The organism is Roseixanthobacter glucoisosaccharinicivorans (assembly GCF_043195095.2).
Lineage (GTDB): Bacteria > Pseudomonadota > Alphaproteobacteria > Rhizobiales > Xanthobacteraceae > NCEH01.
This window is the reverse complement of record NZ_CM195538.1, coordinates 3,671,610-3,691,839: the sequence shown is the minus strand read 5'-3', so window position 1 is coordinate 3,691,839 and position 20,230 is coordinate 3,671,610. Positions and strand designations below refer to the sequence as shown.

The window sequence follows — 20,230 nt, the reverse complement described above, 5'->3', positions numbered from 1 at the left end:
ATCAGTCCCGCGTCAGCGTGATGTAGGAGAAGGGGAAATCGTCGTTCGTCCCCTGCATCGGGCCGTCTCGCTCCGCCTCGCGCCACTCCGCCGGATCATAGGGCGGCAGCAGCACGTCGCCGGCCGGGGCCGCGTGGACGCGGGTGAGATGGATGGTGCTCGCCAGCGGCAAGGTCTCGGCGAACACGCGCCGCCCGCCGATCACCATGATGTCCTCGGCGCCGAGGTCGCGCGCCGCCGCTTCCGCCAGGGTCAACGCCTCCCCGAGATCGCGGGCGACCCGCACACCGCCTTCCGCCGTGAACGCCGGATCGCCGGTGAGCACCACCGAGATCCGCCCCGGCAACGGCCGGCCGATGGAGAGAAAGGTGTTGCGTCCCATCAGCAGTGGCCGCCCCCAGGTGAGGGCGCGGAAGCGCTTGAGATCGGACGACAAATGCCAGGGCAGGGACTGGTTTTTGCCGATCACCCCGTTCTCGGCCACGGCCACGATGTGCGCGAGGGGAAGCATCAGGCGGGGCCTTTCAACAAGGAGATCGCGGACCGCGCCGCCGCCTGTCCCGAGAGGTGCGCGCCGTGGCAAGTTGAGAAGGCATGCTCCGAGACGGCCTCGCCGGCAAACAGGATGCGCTCCGCCAAAGCCGCGAACAAGCGCCCGCGCAGGTGCGCCTTGCCCGGCAGCGCGCAGGAATAGCCGCCGCCGATATGCGGATCGCGCGCCCAGGAGGTGCTGCGCCAGGCGGTGACGCGCGCGCGGATGTCGGCGCCGAACACGTCGGAAAGTCCCGCCAGGGCGAAATCGGCCATGGCCTGCGGTCCCGCCTCCACCAGCGCCCGCCCGCTCGCACCGCCGAGATGGGCAATGGCGAGCGGCCGCGCGCCGGGGATGATTTGGAAATTCACCGGCGCCCGTTCGGGCCGCGTGAAATCAATCGTATTGATGCCGGCCCTTTCGGAAAAGCCGAACACATCCCGGTCGAAGCCGAACGCGACCTTTTCCGAGACCCCAAGCGGCAGCGCCGCCATGGCTTCGGCCAGCTCCGGCGGCAAGGCGGGCGCGAAGCGCAGATGCCCCTTCGCCATCACATCGGTGGAAACCGCGATGATCACGGCGCGGGCCGTCACATCGCCCTTCGCGGTGGCGAGCCGCACGCCCGCCCCTGACCAATCCACAAGATGGACCGGACAGTTCAGCGTCACCTTCAAACCGGAGGCCTGCGCCGCCACCAGCGCGCCATAGCCTTCCACCACCGGCCAGTTTTCGCCGCCGTCGTGATATCGGGCGAAATCGAGGGTGGAGATATCCTGCGGGGTGGCGGCCGTCATCAGCGCGATCCAATGGCGCACCAGGCGGTTCCATGGGCCGGCATCGGGGATCACGTCGGATGCGGGGATATCGCGCCCGGCCAATCCAGCCGCAGCAATGGCCTCGAAGGCCGCCTCCACGGCGCGGACCGCCGCATCGCGCTCGTCGTCGTCGGCCCAGCGCGTGCCGAGATGCAGCTTGCGGATATAATGCTGGGTGGACCGGCGATAGGAAAAGCCGAGCCGGTCGGCGATCGCGACAAAGGGATTGTCGAGCGCCGAATGCATCCAGTGGCACCCGAGGTCCCACGGCTGCGCGAAGCTGGCGGTATCGGTAAAGGCGCGTCCGCCGATCCGGCCGGCGGCCTCGAGAATCGTGACCGAAAGGCCGCTGCCCTCCAGGGCCCGTCCCGCCGCAAGACCGGCCACGCCGGCGCCGATCACGGCGACATCAACCATGCTCATGGGCCGATCCGCGCGCGAAAGAGGACGCAAAGCAGGAGGGAAGGCGCGTGCGGCGCGGGGCGTATCGCCTCACTTCTTGCGGAAGACGTCGAGCCGGACCACTTCGGCGCCGCCGGATGGGCGCTCATCCTTGGGGGTCTCCTTGGTGGCGTCCTTGCCGCTGTTCCCGCCGTCCTCGGCGCCGCCCTTGGCCGCATCCGGAGAGGTGTCCTGTGCGGACACCTTGCTGGTGGCGCTGGCGATGTCGGGAGAGATGGACTTCATGGCCAGCACGCCGTCGTTGTGCTCCCCGTCGCCCTTACCACCGATCTTGGCGGTGGCGAGCGCCGGCTCGGATCCCGCGCCGCGCAGGGGGCGCACCGAGGCGCCCGCGCCCGGCAGGCGGGTGGGGGCTTCCGCCGGAGCATTTTCGCCGCTCGCCTCGATCTCCTCGCCGCCCGCCAGCTCGAACTGGAGGCCGAAGCTCACCGAGGGGTCGAAGAAGCCCTTGAGCGCGGAGAAGGGCACCAGCAGCCGCTCGGGAATGCCGCCGAACGAGAGACCCACCTCGAAGGCGTGCTCGCTCACGTTCAGGTCCCAGAACTGGTGCTGGAGGACGATGGTCATCTCCTCGGGATATTTCTCGCGCATGCGCTGCGAGAGCCGCACGCCGGGGGCGCGGGGATCGAAGGAGACGTAGAAATGATGGTCGCCCGGCAGGCCGTCGCGGGCGACGTCGGAAAGCACGCGGCGGACGACGCCGCGCAGCGCTTCCTGCGCCAGAAGATCGTACCGGATATGATCGACCGAAGACATGGGGTGCGATGCTCGCGGCCGGTGCCCGATGCAAGACGAGACTTAAGCGCTACGGAAGGCATGTCGCCCGTCCGCCACGGTCATGAGACCCATCCCTTCCCCGCAGGTCCGGCCGGCCCTTGGAGGAAGTGGAGGCTTCTGTTGCCAGGTGCCTCCGAACCCCGCCTAGCCAGTGCTACCCGGTAGGACTTTTATTTCGGTACCTTTACCGCTCACGCGGCAACGGCAACCGGAGCATAGTTGTCATTCGCAACTATAGGTCGGCCCGATATCGGCGGAACCATGCCGAGCGAAAGAAAGCCCTTTACACCCTCGTCGATCCTATTTCGCCCCCGCCGCAACCCGCAAAGCCTTGCGAAATCACGGGTTCTGGTGGAGGCGCCGGGTACTGCCCCCGGGTCCGAAAGGCTTATTCCGACAACCATTTATCGCCATATCTGGCTTGCGCCAGCGCGATGAATATAGGCGCCGGCCCGGCATGATGAAAGAGGCAAGCCGGGGTTTTCCCGCCACGGCGGCACAATGCCCCGTGTCTGGGACGGATCGACATTCAGTGAAGGGCTGGGATCGTCGAGGCGCCTTAAGGCAGACGCGCGCCATTGCCCTTCTTTGACCCATTGTTATGGCTCGGCCTGTCCCGGCCACCCACGCCGGGCCGCCCGCGCGGGAATCGAAAAGCCGGTGCCAGCCGAGCCGCGTGGATGCACGGGACGAGCCCGTGCATGACGATCTTCTGCTGCAAGGGCGTCAGGCCCTGAATGTCGATCGGCCCTAGCCGTCCGAGAGCGGGTGCAGGTCGCGCACCATCTCCTTCAGCCGCTCATCCAGCACATGGGTGTAGATCTGGGTGGTGGAAATATCCGCGTGACCGAGCAGGGTCTGCACGATCCGAAGGTCCGCCCCATGGGCCAGCAGATGGCTGGCGAAGGCGTGGCGCAGCACATGGGGCGAGAGCTTGGCCGGGTCGAGGCCGGCCGCCACCGCGAGGTCCTTGAGTTCGCGCGCGGTCTGCTGGCGGGTGACGTGGCCGGATTTCGCAGCCGTGGGAAACAGCCATTTGGAGGCGTCCAGCCCGGCGGCGCGGCGCGCGTCCAGATAGGCCGCCATGATCGCCTTCGCCGGTCCGCTCAGGGGCACGAGCCGGTCCTTGCCGCCCTTCCCGGTGACGATGATGGCGTCTGAGCGGCTGCGGGCGGCGGTTGCGGGAAGGGCGGTGAGTTCGGAAATGCGCAGGCCGGTGGCATAGAGAAGCTCGATGCAGCAGACGACCCGCAGCCGGCGCAGCGCCTCGCTGTCCCCCTCGGCCTCGGCGACGCGGGCATGGGCGGTGTCGATCAGCCGGCCGACCTCCTCCACGCTCAGCACCTTGGGCAAGGGGCGCGCCCGCTTGGGCCCTTCCAGCACGGCGGCGGGATCGCCGCTGCGGTGTCCCTCGGCATAGAGGAAACGATAGAGCTGGCGGATCGCAGAAAGCCGGCGCGCCACCGTGGTGGTCTTGAAGCCGCGCGCGGAAAGATCGGCGAGATAGGCCCGCAGCACCGGCGTTGCGGCATCGGCGACGGTTTCGCCCCGCGCGGCGAGGAAAGCGGAAAAATCTTCGAGGTCGCGGCGATAGGCGTCGAGCGTATTGGCGCTGGCGCCGCGCTCCACCGCCTGCATGTCGAGAAACAGGGCCAGCGGCCCGCTGCCGGAAATGCCGGTGCGGGAGGTGCCGGCCTGCGTCATCGCCCGCGTCTCATTTCTGGAAACGGTCGTTGGGGACGGTGATGGTTACATCCCGCGTCACGGGTTCCACCTTGGTTGCGAGCCAATAGGCGCCGCCATAGACCAGGGCTACGAGGACGGCGATCGCCGCCAGGAGGCGGATCAGACTGGGCACGGTGCGATTTACCTGCTGCTGCCTTACCTGGGTTCCACGCGAATCGCCGGCCGGCGCTGCGCTCTGCACAGGTGACATGCGCGCGCGGCTCTTTCAACCGCCATTGCCCCCCCGCCACGGCAATGCTAGTGCGCTTTTTTCGCGCTTCGCGCCCATTTTGAAGCCATGCGTGCGGACGGAGGTATCTTTGACCAGCGAGAGCGAGCGAGAGTCGGGAGCGATGCCGGAGCCGGCGCCGAATGGCCCGCTGCTGGCCCTGCTCGGCCGCCGTTCGATCGTGCTCGTGGGCATGCCGGGCGCTGGGAAATCCTCCGTCGGCCGTCGCCTCGCCAAGCGCCTCGCCCTGCCGTTCGTGGATGCGGACGAGGAAATCGTGCGCGCCGCCGGCATGAGCATTCCGGAAATCTTCGCCCGCCGCGGCGAGGCCGAGTTTCGCGAAGGCGAGCAGCGCGTGGTGGCCCGCCTGCTGCAATCCGGGCCCATGGTGATCGCCACCGGCGGCGGCGCCTTCATGAGCGCGGATACCCGCGCGGCCATCGCCGCGTCCGGCGTCTCGGTGTGGCTGGAGGCGGACCTCCACACGCTGCTGCGCCGGGTGAAGAAGCGCAACGACCGACCGCTGCTCGCCCAAGGCGATGCGGAGGCCAAGCTTGCGGCCCTGCTGGCCGCGCGCGGCCACATCTATGCCCTTGCCGATGTGCGCGTCGAATCGCGCGACGTCGTTCACGAAACCGTGGTGGAAGACGTGATCGCCGCCGTGACGCGCCATTTCGCGCCGATCCAGGACCAGACCCCATGACCAGCCTTTCCCTTGCGTCTTCCCCCACAGCCTCCGAGGCCGGCGCGCGCGTCGTGCGGGTCGATCTCGCCGGGCGGCCGTATGACATCGCCATCGGTCCGGGCCTGCTCGCCGGAATCGGCACGCGCATCGCCGCCTTGCGGCCGGGGGCGCGGGTGGCCATCGTCACCGACGAGAATGTGGCTGAGCAGCATCTCGGCACCGTCGAGGCGGCGCTCGGGGAGGCGGGAATCGCCCATTCCGCCGTGATCGTGGCGCCGGGCGAGAAATCCAAGAGCTACAAGGGCCTGGAGCAGGTCACCGAGGGGCTGATCGCGGCCCGGATCGAGCGGCGCGACCTGGTTCTGGCGCTCGGCGGCGGCGTGGTGGGCGATCTCGCGGGCTTCGCGGCCGCCGTGGTGCGGCGCGGCGTGGATATCGTCCAGGCGCCGACGACCTTGTTGTCGCAGGTGGATTCCTCGGTCGGCGGCAAGACCGGCATCAATTCTCCCCAGGGCAAGAATCTGGTGGGGGCGTTCCATCAGCCGGTGCTGGTGGTGGCGGACACCGCCGCGCTCGATACGCTGCCGCCCCGCGAGGTGCGCGCCGGCTATGCGGAAGTCGCCAAATACGGCCTTCTGGGCGATGCGCCCTTTTTCGGCTGGCTGGAGGCGCACGGCGCCGATGTGCTCGCCGGCGGCGATGCGCGGGTGGAGGCGGTGGCGGCGAGCTGCGCGGCAAAGGCCGCCATCGTCGCCCGCGACGAGAAGGAAACCGGCGACCGAGCCCTGCTCAATCTCGGCCACACGTTCGGCCACGCGCTCGAAGCCGGCGCCGGCTTCTCGAACCGCCTTCTGCATGGCGAGGCGGTGTCCATCGGCATGGCGCTGGCGTTCGCTTTCTCGGCCCGGCTGGGCCTGTGCACCGGGCAGGACGTGGTGCGCGCCACCCGCCACCTGGAAGCCCTCGGCCTGCCGACCCGCATCGCCGACGTGCCGGGCGACCTGCCGGACACCGACGGGCTGATGATGCTGATCGCCCAGGACAAGAAGGTGAGCCGTGGCGCGCTGACCTTCATCCTGGTGCGCGGCATCGGCGAAGCGTTCATCGCCAAGGATGTGGACGGCGCGGAGGTGCGCGCGTTCCTGGAGCAGATGCGCAAGGCATAGAGAACAAAGGGCGCGCGGCGCCAGGGCGCGGAAAACGCCGGAGTTGCCCGAAGCGTGCGGGAGCGCTATGGAGGCGGCCACTTTTCAAGAACCCGTGTCGTTCAACCGGGCGCGGGGAGGGTCAGGGAATGTGCCAGACGGCCGCCATCATCTGTGTTCCACACTGCGCCCCGTGGCGCGGCCTGGGCAAACGCGCACGAAAATGACGCGCGCCTGACCGCGAGACCGGCGCACCTGTCCGCTTTCGCCGATGATGGCCCCCGGCGGTTCGGCGCCGGCTGAACCCTGATCTACAGCCCCTGTTGAGAGAGAATGCGAGCCATGGCTCGGCTTGTCATGAAGTTCGGCGGTACGTCCGTCGCCAATATCGAACGTATCCAGAACGTCGCCCGCCATGTGAAGCGCGAGGTGGAGGCCGGCTATAGCGTCGTGGTGGTGGTGTCCGCCATGTCCGGCAAGACCAATGAATTGGTCGCCTGGTGCCGCGAGGCCTCCACGCTGCACGATGCGCGAGAATATGATGCTGTCGTTGCCTCCGGCGAGCAGGTGACCTCGGGTCTGCTTGCCATCGCGCTCCAGGCGAAGGGGCTCAGCGCCCGGTCCTGGCAGGGCTGGCAGGTGCCGATTTCCACCGACGACGCCCACGGCTCCGCCCGCATCCTGGAGATCGACGGCGCGGCGCTGGGCGCGGCGCTCGACGCCGGGGAGGTGGCGGTGGTTGCCGGCTTCCAGGGCGTGCACCTGCCTTCGGGCCGCATCACCACGCTCGGGCGCGGCGGCTCGGACACCAGCGCGGTGGCGCTGGCCGCGGCCATCGGCGCGGAGCGCTGCGACATCTATACCGACGTGGACGGCGTCTATACGACCGACCCGCGCGTTGTGCAGCGCGCCAAGCGCATGAAGAGCATCGCGTTCGAGGAAATGCTGGAAATGGCGTCGCTCGGCGCCAAGGTGTTGCAGGTGCGCTCGGTGGAGCTGGCCATGGTGCACAAGGTCCGCACCTTCGTGCGCTCCAGCTTCGAGGACCCCGACGCCCCGCACATGAGCACGGTCGAGGCGGCGGGCACGCTGATCTGCGACGAGGAGGAAATCGTGGCAAACCAGATGGAATCGCAGGTGGTGACGGGCATCGCCTTCGCCAAGGACGAGGCGCAGGTGTCCATTCGCCGCGTGGCCGACAAGCCCGGCATCGCCGCCGCCGTGTTCGGTCCGCTGGCCGAGGCCCACATCAATGTGGACATGATCGTGCAGAACGTGTCGGCGGACGGCTTCACCGACATCACCTTCACCGTGCCCTCGGCGGATTACGACCGAGCCCGCGCGGCGCTGGAAAATTCCCGTGATTCCATCGGGTTCGAGGTGCTGGAGGGCGCGACCGACGTCACCAAGGTGTCGGTGATCGGCATCGGCATGCGTTCGCATGCGGGCGTCGCGGCGGATGCGTTCCAGGCGCTGGCGGGCAAGGGAATCAACATCCGCGCCATCACCACGTCGGAAATCAAGATCTCGATCCTGATTGATGCCGCCTATACCGAACTTGCGGTGCGGACTCTCCATTCGCTATACGGTCTCGATAGCTGATAATCGAGACTGCGGGGGCGGGTCATCGGCGGTCATACGAGGTGAGAACGCCTCGCAACTCTTGAAGGATGCGGCCGATGCGTGGCGCGCTTGGCGGGCCTCGGGTGCTGTTAAGACGTCTCCGCGAGGTCATGGCGGAGCCGGTCAGCGCCCAGGACCGCCTGGATAAGATCGTTGTCCTGATCGCCGCCAACATGGTGGCGGAGGTGTGCTCGGTCTATGTGCTGCGCGTGGACCAGACGCTTGAGCTGTACGCCACCGAAGGTCTGAACCGTGATGCGGTTCACTTGACCGTCATGCGGGTGGACGAGGGCTTGGTCGGCCATGTGGCGCGCGAGGCGGAATCCCTCGCGCTGTCCGACGCCCAGCATCACCCGGAATATTCCTACCGCCCGGAAACCGGCGAAGAAATCTACAATTCCTTCCTCGGCGTGCCGATCCTGCGGGCCGGCAACACGCTGGGCGTTCTGGTGGTCCAGAATCGCGCCCGCCGCACCTATGCGGAAGAGGAGATCGAGGCGCTCCAGACCACCGCCATGGTTCTGGCGGAGATGATCGCCTCGGGCGAGCTCACCGCGCTCGCCAAGCCGGGCGCGGAACCGGCGGTGCGCCGGCCGCTGCATCTCACCGGCATCCCGCTCGCGGATGGCCTCGGGCTCGGCCATGTGGTGCTGCACGAGCCGCGCATCGTGGTCACCAATGTGATCGCCGACGACGTGCAGAAGGAAGTGGTGCGGCTCGATGGCGCCATCGGCAAGCTGCGCGCCTCCATAGACCTGCTGCTGGAGGATGACGGCCTCTCCAAGGCCGGCGAGCATCGCGAGATTCTCGAAGCCTATCGCATGTTCGCCCACGACCGGGGCTGGATGCACCGCATGCGCGAGGCCGTCATGTCCGGCCTCACGGCGGAAGGCGCGGTCGAGCGGGTGCAATCCGATACCCGCGCTCGCATCATGCGCGCCTCCGACCCCTATCTGCGCGAGCGCCTGCACGATCTCGACGATCTCGCCAACCGCCTGTTGCGCGAATTGACCGGGCGCGGCCGCGCCTCCGACCGGACGGACCTGCCGGAAAACGCCGTGCTGGTGGCCCGCAACATGAGCCCGGCGGCGCTGCTGGATTATGACCGCAGCCGCATTCGTGGCCTGGTGCTAGAAGAAGGCGGCACCACCAGCCACGTCACCATCGTCGCCCGCGCGCTCGGCATCGCGGCGGTCGGGCAGGTGGAGAATGCCGCCGGCCTCGCCGATCCCGGCGATCCGGTGATCGTCGACGGGCAGGCGGGCGAAGTGCATCTGCGCCCGCCCGGCGATGTCGAGGCGGCCTATGCCGAGAAGGCGCGCTTCCGCGCCCGCCGGCAGGCGCAATATGCCGCGCTGCGCGATCTCCCCTCGGTCACGCGCGACGGGGTGCAGGTGGACCTGCATCTGAATGCCGGCCTGCTGGTGGACCTGCCGCATATCGCGGAAACCGGCGCCTCGGGCATCGGCCTGTTCCGCACCGAACTCCAGTTCATGATCGCCTCCACCTTCCCGCGCATCTCGGAACAGCTGAACCTGTACCGCGCGGTGCTGGATGCCGCCGCCGGACGGCCGGTCACCTTCCGCACGCTCGATATCGGCGGCGACAAGGTGCTGCCCTACATGCGCACGGTGGAGGAAGAGAATCCGGCGCTCGGCTGGCGCGCCATCCGCCTCGGGCTGGATCGGCCCGGCCTGCTGCGCAGCCAGCTGCGGGCGCTGCTGCGCGCGGGCGCGGGGCGGGACCTGCGCATCATGTTCCCCATGATCGCGACCGCCGGCGAGTTCGACCAGGCGAAGGCGATCCTGGAGCGCGAGCTGACCCATTTGCGCAAGCACGGCCACGTGCTGCCGGAGCGGGTGTTCGTCGGCGCCATGGTCGAGGTGCCCTCGCTGCTGTTCGAGCTGGACGAGATTCTCTCGCGGGTGGATTTCCTCTCGGTCGGCTCCAACGATCTGGTGCAATTCCTGTTCGCCGCCGACCGGGCCAATGTGCGGGTCGCGGAACGGTTCGATCCGCTCTCGCCGGCGGCGCTGCGGGCGTTCCGCATGGTGGCTGAGGCTGGCGCGCGCCACGGCAAGCCGGTGACCTTGTGCGGCGAGCTTGCCTCGCGGCCGCTGGAATCCATCGCCCTGGCCGCGCTCGGCTATCGGGCCCTGTCGCTGTCTCCGGCCGCCATCGGCCCGGTGAAGTCCACCATGCTGCGGCTCGACGTGGAGGCCGCGCGCGCCGTCCTGCTGCCGCTGCTGGCCGACACCACGGGCACGGTGGACGTGCGCGGGGCCCTGCGGGCCTTCGCCGAGCAGAGCGGATTGCTGCTTTGAGCGGGTTTCTCCTGTCGTGCGGTGTGCCTTGTGAGTGATCTGCCCCTCGCCAAGCTCGAACAATTGGTCTCCCGCCACCGCGAGGTGGAGGCGTTGCTCTCCGCCGGTGCGGAAGGCGATGAATATGTGCGGCTCGGCCGCGAGTTTTCCGATCTCACCCCTGTGGTCGAGCAGGTGCAGGCGCTGAAAGCCGCCGAGCGCGGCCTTGCCGAGGCGCGCGACCTTGCCGCCGAAGCGGGCGGCGACCCGGAAATGCGCGCGCTCGCGGAAAGCGAGCAGGAGCGTCTGACGGGCGAGATCGAGCGGCTGGAGAAGGCGGTGCGCCTGGCCTTGCTGCCCAAGGATGCCATGGACGAGCGCGGCATCATCCTGGAAGTGCGCGGCGGCACCGGGGGCGACGAGGCCGCGCTGTTCGCCGGCGACCTGTTCCGCATGTATTCGCGCTATGCCGCCGAAAAGGGCTGGACCGTGGAAATCCTCTCGGAGAGCGAGGGCACCATGGGCGGCTACAAGGAAGTGATCGCCGCCATCCACGGGCGCGGCGCCTTCGCCCGGCTGAAATTCGAATCCGGCGTGCACCGCGTGCAGCGGGTGCCGGCGACCGAGACCTCCGGCCGCATCCACACCTCGGCAGCCACCGTCGCCGTGCTGCCCGAGGCGGAAGAGGTGGATGTGGAGTTGAACGAAAGCGACCTGCGCATCGACGTCTATCGCGCGCAAGGGGCCGGCGGCCAGCATGTGAACAAGACCGAGAGCGCGGTGCGCCTCACCCATCTGCCCACCGGCCTCGTGGTGGCGGTGCAGGACGAGCGCTCCCAGCATCGCAACAAGGCGCGGGCCATGGCCCTGCTGCGTTCGCGCCTGCTGGACGGTGAGCGCCAGCGCCAGGAAGCCGGCCGCGCGGCCGACCGGCGCGGGCAGGTGGGCTCGGGCGATCGCTCCGAGCGCATCCGCACCTATAATTTCCCCCAGGGGCGCGTGACCGACCACCGCATCAACCTCACGCTCTATAAGCTGGAGGAAGTGATCGCAGGCACCGCCTTGGACGAGATCATCGACGCCCTGGTCACCGAGCATCAGGCCGAGCTGATGGCCTCGGCGGACAGCAATTGAGCAGGACTGCGGCCGCCGGCGCCCCGACCCGCGCGGCGGTGCGCCGTGCGCTCGCGGCGCGGCTGCGCGCCGCCGGCATCGAGAGCGCCGATCTCGACGCGCGCCTGCTGCTCGCCGATGCGCTCCAGGTGGCGCCCGCCGATCTGCTGCTGGCCGGCGACGCGCCGGTGGAGGCGTCCGCCCTCGCCGCCCTTGAGGCGCGGGTGGACCGGCGCCTCGCCGGCGAGCCTGTGGCGCGCATCCTGGGCGAGAAGGAATTCTGGAGCCTGCCCTTCCAGCTGTCGGACGAAACGCTGGTGCCGCGTCCCGATACCGAGACTTTGGTGGAAGCGGCTCTGTCGGCGCTGGGTGCGCGACGCGGTGAGCGGCTGCGGGTGCTGGACCTCGGCATCGGCAGCGGGGCGATTCTCGCGGCGCTGCTGAGCGAGCTGCCGCAGGCGTTCGGGGTCGGGGTGGACCGCTCCGCCGGCGCTGCGCGCACCGCCCGCGACAATCTGGCGCGACTGGGTCTGGCGGCGCGCAGCGTGGTGCGGGTCGGCGACTGGGCGCAGGATCTGGAGGGTCCATTCGACCTCGTGGTCTCCAATCCGCCCTATATCCCCAGTGGCGACCTGCCTGGGTTGCAACGCGAGGTGCGCCTGTTCGATCCTGCGCCGGCACTGGACGGCGGGGCCGACGGGCTTGATGCCTATCGCGCGATTCTTGCTGCACTGCCACGCTTGCTGGCCTCGCAGGGGGTCGCGGTGCTCGAACTGGGCATCGGGCAAGAAAGCGAGGTGGCCGGTTTGGCACGGGCGCAGGGGCTGGTCGCGGAGGCTCCGGCGCGGCCGGACCTCGGTGGCATTCCGCGCGCTTTGGTGCTGCGGGCGCCCTGAACCCACCCGCCGGCCGCTCCCGGCCCATCGCGCGCCAGCGGGGATTTGAGGCGCCGCCGCGAAAAAACCGCTTGGAAGGGCTAAGCGAACTGGCTAGTGTCCTTGGCAGGAATCGTACCGGGGCTTCGGTCCGCATGGTTGAGGCCCGCGCCTGAAACTGGAACCTTGTTTCGGGGGTGTGGCAGGCGAAAGTTGATGACGCACCGATGTTGCGTCACGGCATTCCTTCACGGGACGATCGAATACCCACTGTCTCGCACGCATGCCGAGAACGGTTGCGCCGCTAACGGTAGCGTCGAGAAATGGCTTGGCTGGCCGCGCGTTTTGCGCGGAACGGGGCTCATGGTCGAACAGATCCGAACTGACATCCGGTGTGGATTTGGAAGGAATGCGGGCGCAGCTCGCGTTCGTGGTTGACGACACCCCGACGGATTTGAACCCGGCCGCGGCGGGCGCCTTTCCGGCACCCGTCCGAGCGGACCGGACGCAAAACGGCGATGAGCGCCGAGCGAGTAGAGAACGATTCAGATGAGAAATGGTCAGCAGAAGCGTCCGCGCGGCCGTAACAACAATAACAATAACAACAATAATAATAACAATAATAACAATCGCCGCGGCTCCAACCCCCTGACGCGGGTCTATGAGTCCAACGGCCCCGATATGAAGGTGCGCGGCACCGCCCATCACATTGCCGAGAAATATCTCCAGCTGGCTCGCGATGCCCAATCCTCGGGCGATCATGTGGCTGCGGAAAACTATTTCCAGCATGCTGAACATTACATCCGCCTGATCGCCTCCCTGCAGGGCCAGTTCGCGCCCCAGCCGCAGCCCGGCTTCGGCAATGAGGACCAGGAGGACGAGGACGGCGAGGAGAATGCGGCCGGCGAGGGCCAGCAGCCGCAGGCCCAGCCCCAGCAGCAGCCCTATGCGCGCGAGGCGCAGTTCCAGCCGCGCCCGCCGCGCGACGACCGTTTCCCCCGCGAGGATCGCCAGCCCCGGGACGATCGCCAGCCGCGTGATGATCGCCAGCCGCGGGACAATCGCCAGGGCGGCTATCAGCGTCGCAGCGAAGAGGGCGGCGAAGGCTATCAGCAGCCGCCGCGCGATTATCGCCCGCGTTCCGACGAACAGGGCTATGCGCCGCGCCCGCCGCGTGCGCCCCGCGCCGAGGATGAACAGGGTTATGCGGCCCGTCCGCCCCGCGCTCCGCGCGGCGAGGAGGAAGGCCAGGGCTATGCCCCGCGTCCCCCGCGCACGCCCCGCTCCGAGGATGAGCAGGGCTATGCGGCCCGTCCGCCCCGCGCTCCGCGTGGCGAGGAGGAAGGCCAGGGCTATGCGCAGCGCCCGCCGCGCGCACCCCGCGCCGAGGATGAGCAGGGCTATGCGGCCCGTCCGCCCCGCGCCCCGCGCGGCGAGGAGGAAGGGCAGGGCTATGCCCCGCGTCAGCCGCGTGTGCCCCGCACCGAGGATGAGCAGGGCTATGCGCCGCGTGCGCCCCGCGCTCCGCGCGAGGAACGCCCCGAGGCGGCCGATCTCGGCTTGCCGTCCTTCATCACCGGCGGCTTGCCGCTGAAGGAGGCGCGGGAGCGTCCGGTCCGTGCGGAACGTGCGCCGCGGTCGGCAGAGGAGGCCGCGCCCGCCCCAGCGGAACGTCCCGCCGCCGAACTGCCGTTTGAGGAAGTACCTGCGGCGGCCAAGCCGGCGCCTGTCGCGCCTGCCGCCGCCGCGCCGGCTGCACCCGCGACCGTGGCCCCGGCAGCGGATCCCGCTCCGGCTCCGGCGGCGAGCGTCGCACCCGAGCCGGTCGAAGCGACCGCTGCGCCGGCTGCGTCCGAGGGCGCCGCCGCTCCCGAAGCGCCCGCTGGTACGGACGAGGAAGCCGCGCCCTTCCGCCGCCGCCGCCGCTATCGCACCCGCGCCGAGCGCGCCGAGGAGGCCGCGAACCAGGCCCCCAACGACGTGGAGCCGAGCCTCGGCGAGTGATCTATTTGCCGCGGCACTGAAACGCGAAAGGCCCGGCAATGCCGGGCCTTTTTATTGGCGTGCGGGGTGGCGCGGCGACGGTGCAGACATCCCTTGCCGAAGGCTGACCGTCACGCGGCTGCGAGAGGATTAAGCACCCGCCGTGCGCCCGGGGGCCATGAGGCAGGACTCATGGCCCGTTGGCCTATTCGGCCGGGGTGCCGGCAAGCACCGCCCCCTTGCCGGGAAGCGTGGCGGAGAGGGCAGGAATCGGCCGCCGCACCAGGATCCAATAGATGATTGCCGCCGCGAGGGCGACCACGGAGCCGGTGATCAGCGCCGGGGTGAAGGTGCCGGTGGACTGGACGATGAAGCCCGTGACGGTTGGCGCGAGCGCGCCGCCGATATAGCCGCCGAAATTCTGCACCGAGCCGATGGAGGCGGTGCAATTGGCCGGCGCGGCCACCGAGGCCATGGCCCAGGCGGACGAGGAGCAGGAATAGACCAGGAACAGCGAGGCGGAGATGCAGGCGATCGCGAGGATGTCGCTCGGCGCCTCGGCGGCGATCAGGGTGAACAGCGCGGTGAGCACCAGCGCGCCCGCCATGGGATATTTGCGCGCCATCATGGGATCCACGCCGCGCCGCGCCAGCACGTCGACAATGCGCCCGCCCGAGACCGCGCCGAGCACACCGAAGGCGAAGGGGATGGTGGCGACCCAGCCGGTCTTCGAGATGGTGAAGTGCCGCTCAATCTCCAGATAGCCGGGCAGCCAGGCGGTGTAGAGCCAGGTCACATAGATGCAGCCGAAATAGCCGGCGATCATGCCCCAGGTGGTCTTGAAGGCGAACAGGCGCTTCCAGTCGGCCCAGGTGACACGGGCGGGTGCGTCCAGCGGGTCACCCTCCTTCAGGAAGGCTTTTTCCTCGGCCGTCAGATTGGCCTGTTCCGGATTGCGGAACACCAGGAAATATACGCACGCCAAGGCCAGGCCCGCGACGCCCATGGCGACGAACATCCAGCGCCAGCCGAAGGAAAGCATCAGCAAGGTCAGCAGCGGCACCGCGATGGCCGTGCCGAGCGAGGAGGCGCTGTTCCAGATGCCGGTCGCGGTTCCGCGCTGGCGGATGTTGAACCAGTCGCGCGAGATGCGGGCGCAGGTGGGGAAGTGCGGTGCTTCCCCCATGCCGAGGATGAAGCGCGCGCCGGCGAACTGCCAGAAATTCTGCACCAGGCCGCCGAGCATCTGCCCAAGCGACCAGCAGGTGAGCCCGACCGTGAGCGAGAGGCGCGGCCCGAACCGGTCGATCAGCGCACCGGCGGGCAATTGGGAGAAGGCATAGGCCCACAGGAAGGCGGAGAGCAGCAGCCCCATTTCGCCGATGGAAAAGTGCAATTCCTCGCGGATCAGCGGGTTGGCGACCGCGAGCGTGGCGCGGTCCACGTAATTGACCACGCCCGCCGTTACCAGCAGGGCCAGGGTAAGGGTCTGGGTGCGCTTCAGGCGCGCGGTGCCCTTGGACTCGAGCATTCACTTCCTCCCAATTCGGTTTTTTTCGATGCTAGGGCCGATCAGGACGGTGTAAATGCCGCGCTGCGGCATGCCGCTGGGTGAGCCGGAGGCCCGTTCAGGAGCCGGCTTGGCGTCAGGAAAATGTGACGTTGGGGGAGGGGTGCCAGGCTCTTCGGACGTTTCTTTTGAAACGATTGAATTTTGTCGCGAAGAGAGGGCGTTGTGCAGCGCAGTAAAGCGCTCACACGAATTCCTCTCACCTTTTCGTGAATTTACCTAGGGGTATGAAGGTAGCGAGGGTTGCAGCCCCGGGCTTCGGCAGCTGACCGCCGCCGGTCCGCCGCTACAGCTTGCGCAGGGAGACTTCGGCGATCTCATGATCGCCCGCCTTGCGCAGAATCAGGTCGGCGCGCTGACGGGTGGGCAGGATGTTTTCCTGGAGGTTGGGCAAATTGATGCGCTGCCAGATGGAGAGGGCGGTGGCCTTAGCCTCGTCTTCCGTCAGCTTGGAATAGCGATGGAAATAGGACATGGGGTCCATGAACGCCGTGGAGCGCAGGCGCATGAAGCGCTGCACGTACCATTGCTGGAGAATGTCGTCGTCCGCGTCGATATAGACCGAGAAGTCGAAGAAGTCCGAGACGAACGGGATTTCCTTGCCGTCACGCGGCAGGCGCCCGGTCTGGAGCACGTTCAGCCCCTCGACGATCAGAATGTCCGGGCGGTCCACTTCCACCCGCTGGTCGGGCATTACGTCATAGAAGAAGTGGCTGTAGAGCGGCGCGCGCACCGGCCGGCGGCCGGCCTTGATGTCGGTGAGGAAGCGCAGCAGCAGCGGCAGGTCGTAGCTTTCCGGGAAGCCCTTTTTCTCCATCAGCCCCTCGCGTTCCAGCACCGCATTGGGCAGCAGGAAGCCGTCGGTGGTCACGAGGTCCACCTTGGGGGTGTTGGGCCAGCGGGCGAGCAGGGCCTGGAGCACGCGCGCCGTGGTGGATTTGCCCACCGCCACGGACCCGGCGACGCCGATGATGTACGGCATCTTGCCGTCGCCATTGTTCCCGTGGTCCAGGAAGTGGCTCATGGCGCGAAACAGCTTCTGCGTCGCGCCCACATAAAGCGAGAGCAGGCGCGAGAGCGGAAGATAGATCTCCTCCACCTCGCTGATGGAGAGGCGGTCGTTCAGGCCCTGGAGGCGGACGATCTCCTCCTGCCGAAGCGGCATGGGCGTGTCCTGGCGCAGCACCGCCCATTCCTCGCGGGAGAAGGTGCGATAGGGCGAAAGGCCGGGATCGACCTGCTGGTCCATCTGGCGTCTCCTTGTCGGCGAAGCGTCAGCCGCGGGGTCGCGCGGCCTTTTCGTCGTGACCGGATCGAGCGGTGCGTCGGGCGAGTTCGGCGTGGACGTCATCGAGCGGAACGCCCCGTGCGTGGAGAAGGACGGCGAGATGGTAAAGCAGATCGGCGCTTTCCGCGACGAGCGCGGCCGGCGGCTCGGAAAGCGCGGCGATCACCGTTTCCACCGCTTCCTCGCCCAGCTTCTGGGCGCACTTGGCCACCCCCTTGTCGAGCAGGGAGCGGGTGTAGGACGCCTCCGCCGTCGCGGCGGCGCGGGCGGCCACGATCTGCTCCAAATCGACGAGGGTTACGCGCGCGTCAGTCATTGTCGTGTCCAGTGGAACGCCGGCCACCTCAGGCATCGAGGCGCACGGGAAGGCCGGCTTGCGCCAGATGGGCCTTGGCCTCGCCCACGCTGAAGGTGCCGAAATGGAAGATGGAGGCGGCGAGCACGGCGGCGGCACCACCATCGCGCACGCCCTCCACCAGGTGATCGAGCGCGCCGACCCCGCCCGAGGCGATCACCGGCACATGCACCGCGTCCGAGACCGCGCGGGTCAGCGCGACGTCGAAGCCGATGCCGGTGCCGTCGCGATCCATGGAGGTCAGCAGGATCTCGCCCGCGCCCAGGTCCACGACCTCGCGGGCATATTGGATGGCGTCGAGCCCGGTGGGCTTGCGCCCGCCATGGGTGAAGATCTCCCAGCGGTTGGCCTCGCCGGGGGCGCTCACCTTCTTGGCGTCGATCGCTACCACGATGCACTGCTCGCCGAATTTCTCGGCCGCCTCGCCCACGAAGGCGCGGCGGTTCACGGCGGCGGTGTTGATCGAAACCTTGTCGGCGCCCGCATGCAGCAGCGTGCGCACATCGTCCACGGTGCGCACGCCGCCACCCACGGTGAGCGGCATGAAGCATTGCTCCGCGGTGCGGCGCACCACGTCGAGAATGGTGCCGCGATCCTCGTGGCTGGCGGTGATGTCGAGGAAGGTCAATTCGTCCGCGCCGGCGGCGTCATAGGCGCGCGCCGCTTCCACCGGATCGCCGGCATCGCGCAGATCGACGAACTGGACGCCTTTGACGACGCGGCCGTCCTTCACGTCCAGGCAGGGAATGACGCGGACTTTGAGCATGGTGGAACAACTCGAGCGTGCGGCGCAGACCTATGGCCGAATTCAAACCTGATGTCATCTTTTGCAGGCAAAATGGGACCTCGCGCCGGCGATTTCCAGTCTGTCGCAAGGGTAGGCGCCGGGCTCAGTGCCCGGCCATGAGTTGCAGCGCCTCGCGCGCATCGAGCCGCCCGTCATAGAGCGCGCGGCCGGAAATCGCGCCGGCGAGCTTTTTCGCCCGCGGCTCCAGCAGCGCTTCCACATCGCTCAGCGAGCCGAGGCCGCCGGAGGCGATGACGGGAATGTTCACCACGTCCGCGAGCGCGATGGTGGCGTCGAGGTTCAATCCCTTCATCAGCCCGTCGCGGGCGATGTCTGTGAAGATGATGGCGGCAACCCCGGCATCCTCGAACCGGCGGGCGATGTCCTCCACCGACACGTCGGAGCTTTCCGCCCAGCCCTGCACCGCGACGCGGCCGTCGCGCGCGTCGAGCCCCACGGCCACCCGGCCGGGATGGGCTTTCGCCGCTTCCTTCACCAAATCCGGGTCGCGCACCGCGGCGGTGCCGAGGATGACGCGGGTGACGCCCTTCTCCAACCAGGCTTCGATGGTGGCATGGTCGCGGATGCCGCCGCCGAGCTGCACCGGGATCGAAACCGTCTCCAGGATCCGGTCTACCGCCGCCGCATTGACGGGATGGCCGGCGAACGCGCCATTGAGGTCCACCAGATGGAGATAGCGGAAGCCGAGCGTCTCGAACTCGGCGGCCTGGGCGGCGGGATCGCGGCTGAACACGGTCGCGCGGTCCATGTCGCCTTGTTCGAGGCGCACGGCGAGGCCGTCCTTCAGGTCGATGGCAGGAAACAGGATCACGGGCGCCACTTCAGGAAATTGCCGAGCAAAGCGAGACCAAGGGTCTGGCTCTTTTCGGGGTGGAATTGGGTTCCCGCCACATTGTCCTTGGCCACCGCCGCCGTGATCGTGCCGCCGTAATCGGTGGTGGCAACGAGATCGGCGGGGTCGGCGAGGACGAACTGGTAGGAATGGACGAAATAAGCGTGCAGCCCCTTTTCCCCGGTGGGAATGCCATCGAACAGAGGATGAGGCCGTGCGAGGGTCAGGGTGTTCCAGCCCATGTGCGGGATTTTCAACGCCGGATCTGAAGGCGCGATGCGGTCCACCTCGCCCTTGATCCAGCCGAGGCCGGCGGTGACGCCGTGCTCCAACCCGCGCTCGGCGAGCAATTGCAGGCCGACGCAAATGCCGAGGAACGGCCGGCCGCGTGCGTGCACCGCCTCTTCCATCGCCGCCACCATGCCGTCCACCGCATCGAGCCCGCGCCGGCAATCGGCGAAGGCGCCGACGCCCGGCAGCACCACGCGGTCGGCCGTGCGCACGATATCCGGATCGCTGGTGACGATCACCTCCGCGCCGAGGCCGGTGGCGGCACGCTCCAGCGCCTTGGCGGCGGAGTGCAGATTGCCCGAGCCGTAATCGACGATGGCCACATTCATGATGCGCGCGGCTCCGGGAACGAACCGATGATGGGGGCGCCGAAGCCCGGCGCGGCATAAGCGGCCTGCGGCCGGATCGCCGGGCCCTGGAGCTGGGGCGGGCGCGGCGGGGTCCAATGCTTGAAGAAGCGCCGCTCCGCTTCGTCGATATCGCGGGCGACCGTGGTGCCGGCCTCCAGATAGCCGATGCGGCGCAGTTTCCAGATCCGCAGGTCGGCGAGCTGGAACGCCACCAGAACGTTCAGGCCGACGCCCAGCACGAAGCTCACATCCTCCGGCAGGCGCAGCAGCGTTTCGGCAAGGCCGATCGCCAGCGAGGCGAGGACATAGGCGCCGAACGCGAGCCACAGCCGGTGGCCGAGCAGCACGAAGGGCGCGAACAGCAGCGCCGTCCAGGAGAATTTCTCCCGCACGAACACCACCCGGTCGGCCGCCGCGAGCGCGGTATCGCCGGCCGTTTCCTTGGTCAGGACGGTCCAGATGGCCATGT

The 20,230-nt window shown here is 68.4% G+C and carries 19 protein-coding genes and 1 other RNA gene; 7 read left to right on the top strand and 13 right to left on the bottom strand.

Features of this window, described 5'->3' with window-relative positions; all coding sequences use genetic code 11:
- Position 1: 1 nt before the first annotated feature.
- From V5F78_RS17065 to V5F78_RS17040, 6 genes are all read right to left on the bottom strand, one after another.
- Positions 2-511 carry a dihydrofolate reductase gene (locus tag V5F78_RS17065; protein ID WP_394067374.1) on the bottom strand — a complete coding sequence of 170 codons (510 nt, stop codon included), beginning with the start codon at positions 509-511 and terminating at the stop codon, positions 2-4.
- On the bottom strand, positions 511-1,770 hold the full coding sequence (locus V5F78_RS17060) for a flavin monoamine oxidase family protein (protein ID WP_394067372.1): 1,260 nt from the start codon (positions 1,768-1,770) through the stop codon (positions 511-513). The genes V5F78_RS17065 and V5F78_RS17060 overlap by 1 nt, the downstream gene beginning before the upstream one ends.
- A gap of 69 nt (positions 1,771-1,839) precedes the next feature.
- Positions 1,840-2,565 (bottom strand): SspB family protein, encoded by a 726-nt coding sequence (locus V5F78_RS17055; RefSeq protein ID WP_394067370.1) that lies wholly within the window; start codon positions 2,563-2,565, stop codon positions 1,840-1,842.
- A gap of 127 nt (positions 2,566-2,692) precedes the next feature.
- Positions 2,693-3,056, bottom strand: a transfer-messenger RNA (tmRNA) gene (gene ssrA, locus V5F78_RS17050).
- A gap of 280 nt (positions 3,057-3,336) precedes the next feature.
- Positions 3,337-4,290, bottom strand: coding sequence for a site-specific tyrosine recombinase XerD (locus V5F78_RS17045; protein ID WP_394067368.1), 954 nt, complete (start codon positions 4,288-4,290; stop codon positions 3,337-3,339).
- A 10-nt stretch (positions 4,291-4,300) separates the two neighbouring features.
- The gene (locus V5F78_RS17040) at positions 4,301-4,444 is read right to left on the bottom strand and encodes a histidine kinase (protein ID WP_394067366.1); all 144 of its coding nucleotides are present in this window, start codon (positions 4,442-4,444) and stop codon (positions 4,301-4,303) included.
- Between the two features lie 187 nt (positions 4,445-4,631).
- Here V5F78_RS17040 and V5F78_RS17035 point away from each other — a divergent pair, with 187 nt between their 5' ends.
- The 7 genes from V5F78_RS17035 to V5F78_RS17005 all read left to right on the top strand — a co-directional run bounded on the left by V5F78_RS17035 (position 4,632) and on the right by V5F78_RS17005 (position 14,288).
- Positions 4,632-5,243: a shikimate kinase gene (locus tag V5F78_RS17035; protein WP_394067365.1), complete on the top strand. Its 612-nt coding sequence runs from the start codon at positions 4,632-4,634 to the stop codon at positions 5,241-5,243.
- Entirely contained in the window at positions 5,240-6,391 is a 1,152-nt protein-coding gene (aroB, locus tag V5F78_RS17030) for a 3-dehydroquinate synthase (RefSeq protein ID WP_394067363.1), read from the top strand. The genes V5F78_RS17035 and aroB overlap by 4 nt, the downstream gene beginning before the upstream one ends.
- Positions 6,392-6,712: 321 nt before the next feature.
- Entirely contained in the window at positions 6,713-7,972 is a 1,260-nt protein-coding gene (locus V5F78_RS17025) for an aspartate kinase (RefSeq protein WP_394067362.1), read from the top strand.
- 77 nt (positions 7,973-8,049) lie between these two features.
- Complete coding sequence (gene ptsP / locus V5F78_RS17020) at positions 8,050-10,317, top strand: phosphoenolpyruvate--protein phosphotransferase (protein WP_394067361.1); 2,268 nt, start codon at positions 8,050-8,052, stop codon at positions 10,315-10,317.
- Between the two features lie 30 nt (positions 10,318-10,347).
- On the top strand, positions 10,348-11,430 hold the full coding sequence (gene prfA, locus V5F78_RS17015; protein ID WP_394067359.1) for a peptide chain release factor 1: 1,083 nt from the start codon (positions 10,348-10,350) through the stop codon (positions 11,428-11,430).
- Positions 11,427-12,305 (top strand): peptide chain release factor N(5)-glutamine methyltransferase, encoded by an 879-nt coding sequence (gene prmC / locus V5F78_RS17010; RefSeq protein WP_394067357.1) that lies wholly within the window; start codon positions 11,427-11,429, stop codon positions 12,303-12,305. The genes prfA and prmC overlap by 4 nt, the downstream gene beginning before the upstream one ends.
- A 528-nt stretch (positions 12,306-12,833) precedes the next feature.
- Positions 12,834-14,288 carry a DUF4167 domain-containing protein gene (locus V5F78_RS17005; RefSeq protein WP_394067355.1) on the top strand — a complete coding sequence of 485 codons (1,455 nt, stop codon included), beginning with the start codon at positions 12,834-12,836 and terminating at the stop codon, positions 14,286-14,288.
- Positions 14,289-14,472: 184 nt separating this feature from the next.
- On the opposite strand, the gene V5F78_RS17000 is transcribed toward V5F78_RS17005, so the two are convergent.
- From V5F78_RS17000 to V5F78_RS16970, 7 genes are all read right to left on the bottom strand, one after another.
- Entirely contained in the window at positions 14,473-15,798 is a 1,326-nt protein-coding gene (locus V5F78_RS17000; protein ID WP_394067353.1) for an MFS transporter, read from the bottom strand.
- A gap of 325 nt (positions 15,799-16,123) precedes the next feature.
- Positions 16,124-17,086 (bottom strand): type I pantothenate kinase, encoded by a 963-nt coding sequence (gene coaA / locus V5F78_RS16995; protein ID WP_394067351.1) that lies wholly within the window; start codon positions 17,084-17,086, stop codon positions 16,124-16,126.
- Between the two features lie 25 nt (positions 17,087-17,111).
- A complete protein-coding gene (locus tag V5F78_RS16990) occupies positions 17,112-17,441 on the bottom strand; it encodes a phosphoribosyl-ATP diphosphatase (RefSeq protein WP_394067349.1) in 330 nt (109 codons plus the stop codon).
- Positions 17,442-17,469: 28 nt separating this feature from the next.
- Positions 17,470-18,246 carry an imidazole glycerol phosphate synthase subunit HisF gene (gene hisF / locus V5F78_RS16985; RefSeq protein WP_348844198.1) on the bottom strand — a complete coding sequence of 259 codons (777 nt, stop codon included), beginning with the start codon at positions 18,244-18,246 and terminating at the stop codon, positions 17,470-17,472.
- Between the two features lie 124 nt (positions 18,247-18,370).
- Positions 18,371-19,099: a 1-(5-phosphoribosyl)-5-[(5-phosphoribosylamino)methylideneamino]imidazole-4-carboxamide isomerase gene (gene hisA / locus V5F78_RS16980; protein ID WP_348844199.1), complete on the bottom strand. Its 729-nt coding sequence runs from the start codon at positions 19,097-19,099 to the stop codon at positions 18,371-18,373.
- Positions 19,096-19,740 (bottom strand): imidazole glycerol phosphate synthase subunit HisH, encoded by a 645-nt coding sequence (hisH, locus tag V5F78_RS16975; protein WP_394067347.1) that lies wholly within the window; start codon positions 19,738-19,740, stop codon positions 19,096-19,098. The genes hisA and hisH overlap by 4 nt, the downstream gene beginning before the upstream one ends.
- Entirely contained in the window at positions 19,737-20,228 is a 492-nt protein-coding gene (locus V5F78_RS16970) for a DUF2628 domain-containing protein (protein WP_394067346.1), read from the bottom strand. Before V5F78_RS16970 ends, hisH begins: the two co-directional genes overlap by 4 nt.
- Positions 20,229-20,230 lie beyond the last annotated feature (2 nt).